Genomic DNA, 10,896 nt, shown 5'->3' on the forward strand with positions numbered 1-10,896 from the left:
ATGGATCTGCAAACGTTAACCTATTTGATTGTTGGAGCAACCTTCGCATTGTATATGGGGATTGCGGTTTGGGCGCGTGCCGGTACGACCGGAGAGTTCTACGCCGCTGGCGGTGGTGTTCATCCGATTGCCAATGGTATGGCTACCGGTGCTGACTGGATGTCGGCGGCTTCGTTTATTGGCATGGCCGGACTGATTGCCTTTAAAGGCTATGACGCCTCTATTTTCCTAATGGGCTGGACGGGCGGTTATGTATTGCTCGCTCTGTGCCTCGCTCCTTACCTGCGTAAATTCGGTAAATTCACCGTGCCGGATTTTATTGGTGATCGTTACTACTCCCGCACCGCTCGGATTGTCGCGGTTGTGTGTTTGATCATTGCCTCGTTAACTTACGTTATTGGCCAAATGAAAGGCATCGGTGTGGCTTTCTCTCGTTTTCTCGACGTGGACTATGCCTCAGGCTTGTATGCGGGCATGGGCATCGTATTTTTCTACGCCGTCCTGGGTGGAATGAAAGGTGTGACCTACACCCAGATCGCTCAATACTGTGTACTGATTTTTGCTTACACCGTTCCAGCGGTATTTATTTCTCTGAATCTGACGGGGAATCCATTGCCCCAACTGGGTCTGCTGAGTGATACCGCGGATGGCACGCCGTTACTGCTGAAACTTGACCAGACGCTGGTCGATTTAGGGTTCGCCGAATACACCGCGCAAAAAGGCGGCTCATTCAACATGCTGATGTACACGCTGTCGCTGATGATGGGTACAGCAGGACTTCCACACGTCATTATCCGCTTCTTCACCGTGCCGAAGGTATCTGATGCGCGTACCTCCGCCGGCTGGGCACTGCTGTTTATTGCCATTCTCTACACCACAGCTCCCGCAGTGGGATCCATGGCACGTCTAAACCTGACCAACACCATTCAGCACGGCGAAGTGGGGACTACGGAGGGTAATCTGCTCTACGCGGAACGTCCCGACTGGTTCCGCAACTGGGAAACGACGGGACTGCTGAAATTTGAAGACAAGAACAACGATGGCCGTATCCAGTATTACGACGACAAAAACCCTGAGTTTGCTGCGAAAGCTCAAGAGTTTGGCTGGAAAGGTAACGAGATGACCAAAGTTGATCGCGACATCATGGTGCTGGCAAACCCTGAAATCGCAAATCTGCCTAACTGGGTCATCGCTCTGGTGGCTGCCGGTGGTCTGGCAGCGGCATTGTCGACTGCCGCAGGCTTGTTGCTAGCGATTTCGTCAGCCATATCGCATGACCTGCTGAAAAGCACCTTTATGCCTCAGATCAATGAACAACAGGAATTGATGGCCGCACGTATCGCCATGGCAGGGGCCATTCTGGTTGCCGGATACCTTGGCCTGAATCCGCCGGGCTTTGCCGCCCAGGTCGTCGCACTGGCCTTCGGCCTGGCTGCATCCTCGATCTTCCCGGTCCTGATGATGGGTATCTTCAGTACCAGGGTGAATAATGCTGGCGCAGTCAGCGGTATGCTGGTTGGTCTGACCTCAACACTGCTTTACATCTTCACCTACAAGGGCTGGTTCTTCGTATCCGGTACCAACATGCTGGCCAATACGCCGGATAACTGGTTATTAGGGATCGCACCAGAGGCATTTGGTGCCGTTGGAGCGCTGCTGAACTTTACAACGGCCTTCATCGTGTCAAGTATTACCGCTCCCGTTCCCGACAATATCCGTCATATGATCGAAGATATCCGTATACCCAAGGGCGCGGCTGCCGCTCAGAATCACTGAGCGTCTAAACAACAACCCCACAGAAGCCCGGTCGGAACCGGGCTTTTTTTATGCAATTTTTCGATAACCGCTGAAAAGATGTAACAAAATCGACACTTGCCAAGCCGGAAAAAAGCCAACATAGTGAAGGAAAGCAAAGGAGATACACTTGACGGCAAACCATGGCTTTATATGGCGTCCGCACAGTATCAGCAGCGGACGTTCTGACACCAGACAACGGCAGTATCATGCTCTGTCGCACCCTCTTTCGCTGTGCTTTCAGCGGCTTTTTATCCCGACAACCTTATTTTTGCCCGTCGCTTGCTTCTCTCTGGAACCGCCCACACTGCGTCGTCACGCTTCACTACCGAATCCCTGCTTAATATCGCTCGTTCCTGATTACACACTCCCCCACTGCCATGGAGAATGACTGTATGGCTGCAACAAAGTCCGCTACCAAACTGTACGTACTCGATACCAATGTATTGATTCACGACCCACAGGCGATTCTCAATTTTGAGGAACACCAGGTGGTGATACCAATGACCGTACTGGAGGAACTGGATAAGTTAAAAATGGGCAAAGCATCAATTGCGACCGACTGTCGCGAGGCCATCCGGCAAATCGACCGGATTATTGGCGATGCATCACCCACTGAAATTGCCAAAGGCGTGCCTATCGTGCGCCCGGATGGCAACATTCAAGGGCACTTCTCGATATTACTGGATAATTTTGAGAGTAAAAATCAGACACTACCAAGCCATCTCAACGACAATAAAATCATCAACAGCCTGGTCAGTCTGCAAGAGAAATATCCGCGCCGGAATGTCGTACTGATTACCAAAGATATTAACATGCGCCTGAAGGCTCGCGGCTGCGGTGTCGGCGCTCAGGACTATCAAAACGACCAATTACTGGACGATGTCTCGTTATTAGAAACCGGATACCACACCTATGCCGACTCCTTTTGGGAGAGTCAGGATAAGGTTGAAACCTTCCACGATGAAACCGGAACCTACCACAGAATTCCGAGAAGTAATCTTCCGGAAGAGCTGTTCCTGAATCGTTTTATCATCGATGAAACCGGTTTTATTGCCAAGGTAGTTGCCATGGAGGAGAAAACGGCGGTGCTGCAGGATTTACCGGCAGAACAGCTATTGGGGCGAAGTGCCTGGGGGTTAACCCCACGGGATATACCCCAAGCCATCGCATTAAATCTGCTTCTCGACCCGGACGTACACCTGGTCACTCTGACCGGGCAGGCCGGTTCCGGAAAAACCATTCTGGCGCTGGCAGCCGCGATAGAAATGACCGTTGCCACAGCACAATTTCGCCGCATTATTGCGACGCGCAGTACCCGTGGGCTGGATGAAGATATTGGCTATCTGCCCGGCACTGAAGCTGAAAAAATGGAACCGTGGTTAGGCGCGATCACCGACAACCTTGAAGCATTGCACAGCGATGATGAGCATTCTCCTTCCAGTGTGGATTATATTTTGCAGAAAGTGCCTTTGCAGTTTAAATCACTGAATTACATTCGTGGCCGAAGTTTTCAGCACAGCCTGATTCTGATCGACGAATGTCAGAACCTGACGCCGCACCAGATTAAAACCATTATTACCCGCGCAGGTGCCGGCAGTAAGGTGGTGTGTTTAGGCAATCTGGCACAGATCGATACGCCTTACCTGAACCCCATCAGCTCGGGTTTGACCTATCTGATCGAGCGTTTTAAAGAGTTTGACCACGGAGGCACAGTGCATCTGGAAGGCTCACCAAGATCGGTGTTGGCGGAATACGCCGAAAACCATCTGTAACAGGGGAAATTCCGGTTCAAACTTTGACGATATAAGAAACGTGAACTATATAACTATAACTATTTGAATTTTTCGGGGGCCAAGGCCCCCGAAAACCTGATCAGCCACCTCCGGAGAATCCACGGAAGGCCTATGAAAGCAATAATCTGTGCTGCTCTAATCGCAGCTTCTGCCAACCTGCTGGCAGCCGAAAAAATCTATGAACTGGAGTTTGAAACAGACTCGAATTGGACCAGCCTGGAAATCCGCGATGATGCCGTTTTTGTTAACGCGCCGGCAGGACAAAGTATGAACGTGACTTCTAAGGATGGTCTGCGTTCTTATACTACGTCGCCGAAGAAGATATACCTGCGCTCACGTACCCGTGGTCTGGTGAATATGAATCTGTTCGTCAAATCAAAAAATAACGTATTAGGTTTAACCATTTGTAAAGGTTCCCCCTCCAGTTACACCTGGATCAAGTCGGACCAGTCCAAACAAAAGAGTGACCTGAAGAAAAAAGATCACTGTGAGCAAGCCGCATTGGTGCTGAACCTGTTCTGAGGAATATCTTTTCCTTTCGACATAAAAAAACCGCCAGTTGGCGGTTTTTTTATGTCGTGTATCAGCGCTGAATCTATTAACCCACTTTCCAGGTTTTTACGATTTCAAAGCCATATTCAGCAATCCACTCATCCAGCTGACGTGGATTACGCTTAATCTTTTCTACCTTTTCATTGGTAGCTGGATTCTGATATTCACCAACGGGCAGTTTTGGCTTCGGCAGAGTAGATACTTTCTCCGCTTTGCCGCCACCACGAGCTTCTTTGGCAATGACTTTTTCGAAGTGCTTCTTCAGATTTTTGTAGATAGAAGATGGCGTTTCTGCTTTAGCCATGCTTACCAGCCATTCTTCAATCTTGTCGGCACGGGATACGTACAGTTCTTCTTCCGTCAGGCTATTCTGATTGCACAGGCGTTTAATCTGAACTTCAAATTCTTTGATACCTTCGAATTTCTTTTCCTGATCAACTTTCAGCTTTTCCAGTTCCTGAATTTTCAGCTGGTGTTGTTGGATTTGCTTATCGATATCGGTGGCAAATACGCTCACTTAAGACCCCAAATATTATAAATAATAAATAAAACGCCCGCAGCTTTATAGCCGACCCGGTTTTATAGATTGCGATTAACCGCAGAATGCGGCACTGGTGCGATATTAACGGATATCCAGAATAAGGCAATACAAGAATATTATATTGGGATTGATAAGACGTAAAATTCGGTCAATTACATCTGATATCGATAATATCGCTTAAAAATTATCCAAATAAAGTAACCTCATCCCAAACATCGACCTGTGTATGTTGCGCATCACGAACATTTAATTCCATCTTCACCATATCAAATAATTCATGTAACTCTTCGATCGGCAACGAACGCAGGTTCAGATGATGAAATATCCTTTGTTCTATCAGACTCTTTTCAAAACAGGATTTGTGGGCAGGGCCAACACCGGATACCGTAATAGGCTCAGCAGAAAGGACACTCTGCTGGCAATAACAACACTTCATATGCACTCCTAAAAACTTATGGAGAGCGAGTTTAAGACAGTTTACAAATCAGTCAACAGGCACCCGCGTCAACCATTAGTCAGCGCTGTACTTCCACCAGAAATAAATCGTAAGTCTTTGTTTTTTAAAAACTTTACCTAGAGAACTCGGAGATTATAAAAACGTTTCTGTTTGTTACTGATGCCCAGGCTGCAGTAGTTAGTAATTGCTATTGACCATCACATCATATGTGCGCAGATAATAACCAAAGGAATCCGATCTACCTGACATTTTGGACAACGATATCACGATACCCTGTAATGACCTCGATTGTACCAGCCCAGTTCTTATCCAATTGCGGATCGCCAGAATCAATCAACAGTGGACGTCCTTCTAAGCTGAGCAATTTGGTTTTAGTTGAAATCAGGTACATGTTCTCTTTACCTAACATCGTTAATACCCGCGCACTGAATTGCTGATTACCACGACCAATAATGTGCCCCTGGCCTCCCATCACACTTAAAATTGCTCTACGTTCCGGGTATTGCTCAAATAATGACAATATATCGCTTTCATTTATATCACTGGCCAACAGTTCACCATTAAGCACAGCATCAACACCCAATAAGGTATGCTCCAATCCAAGATCTTCCATAACCGCTAAGGTCGTTTTGCCGGAACCAATCAAATACAGGGTATCCGGATGGTCATCCATATCGTCGCGTACCTGAGCAGCGATATCGGCCAACACCAGCGCTTCGGATTCCACCCCTCCCTGCTTAACCGCCTGAACAAAATGACCTAATTGAGGAACCCGCATATCACCGTAATGCCGGGCACGAACCTGATTATTGCGGAATGCATCTTCGTCAAGATCGCGCACTTCCGATTCTTTGATATCCACCAGCTGCCCCTGAATCAGAGCCGACAGCACTTCCCCCGACGCTGCTGGAGTGACACCATAAACCCCGGAATGAATCTTAACTCCAGCCGGAATACCCAGCACTGCAATATCTTGCTGGCCTCGTTCGACCAGCGCCGCATAGATATCTCTGGCGGTTCCATCACCACCAGCAAACACCAAAACATCAATACCAGCTTCGGCCATTATCTGGGCAGCCAACTGAGTATCAGCAGCACACGTTCGCTGCCCGGTCAAAGCGAGATCAATTAACTGATAGTCCAGACCCAGTGCCGACAATACGGATTCACCCATATCACCCGGACAGGTCAGAAAACGACATTGATGTTTCAACTCAAGCAAAGACTGAAGTGCAGTCTCCGCTCGCATCATCGCCTTTTGTTCGGCGCCACGACTGGTCGCTTCAGCAACAATGGCATCACCGTCACTGCCTTTCAGACCCACTGCTCCACCGATACCAGCATAAGGATTAATAATCAGGCCAAAGGTCAGCATATTGGTCATCGTCCGAAAAAATGAGCATTATAACCGGCAAAAGAAAACCCGGCGATTGCCGGGTTTTCTTTTTATCGGTTTTTTATCCGATCGTGGATTTTGTCATCAAATCCAGTCAGATAATTTAATACCAAGACCAAAGCGCTCCTGGTAGCGATTGTAGTCAATCAGGCTTTCACCATAGCCGTTAAAATACTGAAAATACCCTTTCAATCGTTTGGTTAACGGGAAACTCCAGTCCAGTTGCACGGCACCACGATTTTCATCAAAGTTGAAATTATTTCGCGCCATCACCGTGAGCATGTGTTTATCCATAACACGCAGATAATACAGTTCACCAGGCCCCATATAATCATCGATGTCTGGATTATCGTTATCACTCGGATCAAATGGGTCTGCTTTTTTTCCTTCCGGAATACGCCACCAGGTGCGGACTACCCAGATGCCTTTACCGACAACCGATGCGCCTTCAAGAATCACACGATTCCAGCTGCGCGACAAAGAACTGGTCTGGCCATTGGATTGATGGTTCAGAGACAGTCCCGCGTGTTCGATCCACTTAATGTGTTTTGGCCGCCATGACAACATCAACTCAGGCTCGTGGTTGGTTTCTCGGAACGGTTTAGAGATTTTGTCGTTATATGCCTGCCAGAACGAGCGGTTGGTGTAACCGACTTCCAGGCGACTGTGTTTATCCCACAGATCCTCGGCTAATACCGACTTAATGCTGATCTGAAATACCGCTTCAACATGTTCAAACTCCCCCGCCTGACCTTGCTGACGACCGTCACTGACTTGATTAATCAGTCGATCCCACTCACGATCATCCGGGCGTGTCTGATAAGTAAACGGCATCACATAATTTGGGCGATGCGGCAACAGCAGATGCCGATTATCGGCAGCCGCACGCTCTACCTGAATCTTTTCAACCAGCTCTGGCAGATTACGGAACGATTCCGGCAGCTCCGAGGGATCAATAACCTCGATTTCTGCCGTGGTGGTTTTTACGTCAGCCCGATGATCATACCAATGCAGTTCCTGAGGTTCTTTCTGAGGTGAGTCCTGCAACGGGTTTTGCTCTGCGAAAACCTGGTGCGTCATGACCAGACCCATCAGTAAAATGAGAGGTTTCATACACTGCCCTTCAACGTCCGAATTGATGGCCGAATAATAGTTATGGGGAACCTAATGCGCCAGTAAAAAAGCCTGCGTTTGCCGCTTTCTGTCCACTTTTGTCTCATTTGTTATCGGCCGTTTCAAACGGCCAATACATCCGCTTCAATGTAAGGGGTACGGGCAGTCTGATATTCATTTTTGCAGCAGGGACAAATACGAATGTCATTACTCAAAACACGGTTGTGCAAATGAATCAGTTTCTGATCATTCTCCCAACAAAAAGAACAATAAGGTTGGCCATAAGGGCGATTATCGATGGTACGGTAATAACCATCACCGCGGCGCTTTACGTTACCGCGATAAGTCAGTGCTTCTGCCTGGCGCAACAGCTCTGCATCTTTTTCATCAATGCTTTCCTGTAACAGTGTCAATTCCATTTTCGCCACCGATAAGTAAGCGGTGAGGTCGGTCAGATGCTTTTTCATTTCCATCCGTTCGAGGATAAAATTCGCGTCCCGGATTTCTTTGCCGATTTCGCTGGCACCATTGAGACTTCTGAGTACTGCACTGACCTTGCCATAGCCGGGCATATCATTCTCCTGACAACAATTTGACTGATTACCTGAGTTGATGAGTTACAGCAGGTTTAGTGCCAGATTTCAGGCATAAAAAAAACCCACTGCCTGAGCCAATAAACAGACAGTGGGGTAAAACTGGACAATCGGTTACCAGGACGTCAACCCTGACAAGGCTATTTTTCGACGAACGCCCGCTCAATCACATAATGGCCTGCCTGACCGGCGCGCGCTTCTCTGAAGCCCAATTCATCCAACATGGCGGTTAGCTCATCCAACATCGCCGGGCTGCCACACAACATAAATCGGTCGTTTTCCGGGTCGAGGTCAGCCAGACCAATATCGGCAGTTAGCTGACCGCTGCGGATTAGATCTGTCAAACGACCCGTATTACGATATTCTTCCCGAGTCACCGTTGGGTAGTAAATCAGCTTATCGCGCACGACATCACCAAAGTACTCGTTATTAGGCAGTTCGTTTTCGATACGCTCCTGATAAGCGAGTTCAGATACATAACGTACACCGTGCGTCAGTACGACCTTTTCGTACTGTTCGTAAACGTCAAGGTCCTTAATGATGCTCATAAAGGGCGCCAGTCCGGTGCCGGTGGATAACAGGTACAGATTTTTACCCGGTAATAAGCTATCGGTGATCAACGTTCCAACGGGCTTAGTACCGACTAAAATCTCATCACCAACAGCCAGCTTCTGCAGACGAGAGGTCAGTGGACCGTCCTGAACTTTGATGGAAAAAAACTCCATTTCTTCCTCGTAGTTGGCACTGGCTATGCTGTAGGCGCGCAACAGTGGCTTATTTTCAACTTCCAGACCAATCATCGTGAAATGACCATTCTTAAAACGCAGCCCCTGATTACGTGTTGTTGTGAAGCTGAACAGGGTTTCGTTCCAGTGATGCACACTGGTCACGGTTTCTCGAATCAGGTTGCTCATTATTAATCTCCGGCCATCGGGTTATTTATTGCAATCCAGCTTAATGCAGCTCAAAATATCGGTAAAACCAGTTAATCCCATATAGATATTCTGTTTTACCGATAAGGCAAATTTATGCGCTACACACTGCGTCAGCTGGAAGTCTTTCTTACCATTGCCCACCATCAAAACCTGACCCGTGCGGCCAGCGAACTGGCAATGTCGCAGAGTGCAGCCAGCAGTTCATTAAAAGACCTTGAGAACCAATTCGATATCCAGTTGTTTGATCGCATTGGTAAACGGCTGAAACTGAATGAACAGGGCAGGCAATTACGTCCAAAAGCCGAAGCCTTATTGCAACAGGCTAAAGAGTTCGAACAATCGTTAATGCAGCATGCTGATGCCGGGCCACTAAACGTCGGAGCAACACTGACCATCGGCAACTACCTCGCGGTTGAGTTAATGGCGCGCTATATGAAAGATAACCCTTCAGCGCCGGTGCATCTTAACGTCGCGAATACCGCTCAGATTGCCGAGCAGGTATTAAATTTCCAGCTCGATATCGGCTTGATTGAAGGTGAAGTTAATCATCCTGATTTGGAGGTGATTGCGTGGCGCGAAGATGAACAGGCCATTTTTTGCCACCAGAATCATCCGCTGGCACTGAAGCAAGCACGTGGTGACGCCATCACCGATGAGGATTTGATCGCTGCAGACTGGATTTTACGCGAACCCGGTTCCGGTACTCGACAGACCTTTGATCGTGCCATGCATGGCCTGTTGCCGGACTTATCAGTGACGCTGGAATTACAACATACCGAAGCGATTAAGCGTGCAGTGGAAACCGGTCTCGGCATCGGCTGTTTATCAATGATCAGCCTCGATGCTGAGATTCAGCGCGGTAACCTGGTACATATCCAACTGCCCGAACGCGATTTCTCCAGAGTACTTTACCTGATTATTCACCGACAAAAGTATCGCAGTGCCGGATTAAACAACTGGCTGGCGTTGTGTGTACAACATTCGTGAATAAATACCGGTTTATTCTCTAAGCTAGCGGTTAAGCTCGCCGGCCCAGTAGCGTTGCAGGCACGTTTCGCAGACACATGCTTTACCTCGCTGATTGGCCGGAACCATGTTTAATAATTCGTCGGGAATCTTTTCTTCCAGACGCATACACCAGCAATCATTAATACTGCCCTGACCACGGGAAAGCACACACTGATTTTGCTGCAGACAAATCGGGCAAAGCTGATCGTTATCGGCATCGGTATTGGTGGTCATGGCATCTGAATATTCGACCATAATTCTCCACAAAAACGTTTGTATCCTAACCGGTTAAATCTGTAACCATTTGTTGGCACGTCTTCCTTGCAGCCTAAAAACATCTATTCTTAAACAACACGGTCCGGAATAAGGAAAAGTTATGACGTCTCGCGATTTGTTGCAACACTGGCAAGAGAATTTTGGCGAAGCAATTACCAGCAGCGAATACACTTTAAAACTGAACACGAAAGACGCTGCACGCATTGAAGCCTTGTGTGAAATGTTTCCCTCAAGCAATAAAGACCAGATTCTCAGAGATTTAATCAGCGCAGCATTAAATGATCTTACCAGCGGCTTTCCGTATAGAGCCGGACAGAAAGTTGTAGCACAGGATGAAGAAGGCGATCCGATATACGAGGACGTCGGGCCGACCCCTCGGTTTCTGAATCTGACTCGTAAACACATGAACGTTTTGCAAAAGCAGTCCCACTGATA

General features: G+C 48.0%; 12 protein-coding genes. 5 read left to right on the top strand and 7 right to left on the bottom strand.

The window, feature by feature from the left end:
• The 3 genes from MK185_02500 to MK185_02510 all read left to right on the top strand — a co-directional run bounded on the left by MK185_02500 (position 1) and on the right by MK185_02510 (position 4,112).
• On the top strand, positions 1 to 1,776 hold the full coding sequence (locus MK185_02500) for a cation acetate symporter (GenBank protein MCH2039490.1): 1,776 nt from the start codon (positions 1 to 3) through the stop codon (positions 1,774 to 1,776).
• A gap of 413 nt (positions 1,777 to 2,189) precedes the next feature.
• Positions 2,190 to 3,569, top strand: coding sequence for a PhoH family protein (locus MK185_02505; protein MCH2039491.1), 1,380 nt, complete (start codon positions 2,190 to 2,192; stop codon positions 3,567 to 3,569).
• 132 nt (positions 3,570 to 3,701) lie between these two features.
• Positions 3,702 to 4,112 carry a hypothetical protein gene (locus MK185_02510; protein ID MCH2039492.1) on the top strand — a complete coding sequence of 137 codons (411 nt, stop codon included), beginning with the start codon at positions 3,702 to 3,704 and terminating at the stop codon, positions 4,110 to 4,112.
• A 76-nt stretch (positions 4,113 to 4,188) separates the two neighbouring features.
• Here the strand turns inward: MK185_02510 and MK185_02515 are convergent, their stop codons facing one another.
• The 6 genes from MK185_02515 to MK185_02540 form a co-directional block, all read right to left on the bottom strand.
• The gene (locus MK185_02515; protein ID MCH2039493.1) at positions 4,189 to 4,659 is read right to left on the bottom strand and encodes a hypothetical protein; all 471 of its coding nucleotides are present in this window, start codon (positions 4,657 to 4,659) and stop codon (positions 4,189 to 4,191) included.
• Positions 4,660 to 4,867: 208 nt separating this feature from the next.
• On the bottom strand, positions 4,868 to 5,119 hold the full coding sequence (locus tag MK185_02520; protein ID MCH2039494.1) for a hypothetical protein: 252 nt from the start codon (positions 5,117 to 5,119) through the stop codon (positions 4,868 to 4,870).
• 259 nt (positions 5,120 to 5,378) lie between these two features.
• Positions 5,379 to 6,515: an ATP-NAD kinase family protein gene (locus MK185_02525; GenBank protein ID MCH2039495.1), complete on the bottom strand. Its 1,137-nt coding sequence runs from the start codon at positions 6,513 to 6,515 to the stop codon at positions 5,379 to 5,381.
• A gap of 105 nt (positions 6,516 to 6,620) precedes the next feature.
• A complete protein-coding gene (locus tag MK185_02530; protein MCH2039496.1) occupies positions 6,621 to 7,649 on the bottom strand; it encodes a phospholipase A in 1,029 nt (342 codons plus the stop codon).
• Positions 7,650 to 7,771: 122 nt separating this feature from the next.
• Positions 7,772 to 8,221, bottom strand: a complete 450-nt coding sequence (locus MK185_02535) for a hypothetical protein (GenBank protein ID MCH2039497.1) — start codon at positions 8,219 to 8,221, stop codon at positions 7,772 to 7,774.
• Between the two features lie 161 nt (positions 8,222 to 8,382).
• Positions 8,383 to 9,156 carry a ferredoxin--NADP reductase gene (locus MK185_02540; GenBank protein MCH2039498.1) on the bottom strand — a complete coding sequence of 258 codons (774 nt, stop codon included), beginning with the start codon at positions 9,154 to 9,156 and terminating at the stop codon, positions 8,383 to 8,385.
• 114 nt (positions 9,157 to 9,270) lie between these two features.
• Between MK185_02540 and MK185_02545 the strand changes: the two genes are divergently transcribed.
• Positions 9,271 to 10,164 (top strand): LysR family transcriptional regulator, encoded by an 894-nt coding sequence (locus MK185_02545; protein ID MCH2039499.1) that lies wholly within the window; start codon positions 9,271 to 9,273, stop codon positions 10,162 to 10,164.
• 24 nt (positions 10,165 to 10,188) lie between these two features.
• Here the strand turns inward: MK185_02545 and MK185_02550 are convergent, their stop codons facing one another.
• Positions 10,189 to 10,440 carry a cysteine-rich CWC family protein gene (locus MK185_02550; GenBank protein ID MCH2039500.1) on the bottom strand — a complete coding sequence of 84 codons (252 nt, stop codon included), beginning with the start codon at positions 10,438 to 10,440 and terminating at the stop codon, positions 10,189 to 10,191.
• A gap of 121 nt (positions 10,441 to 10,561) precedes the next feature.
• Here MK185_02550 and MK185_02555 point away from each other — a divergent pair, with 121 nt between their 5' ends.
• Entirely contained in the window at positions 10,562 to 10,894 is a 333-nt protein-coding gene (locus tag MK185_02555) for a type 1 pili tip component (GenBank protein ID MCH2039501.1), read from the top strand.
• Positions 10,895 to 10,896 lie beyond the last annotated feature (2 nt).

Source organism: Saccharospirillaceae bacterium, from assembly GCA_022448365.1.
Lineage (GTDB): Bacteria > Pseudomonadota > Gammaproteobacteria > Pseudomonadales > Oceanobacteraceae > Bacterioplanoides.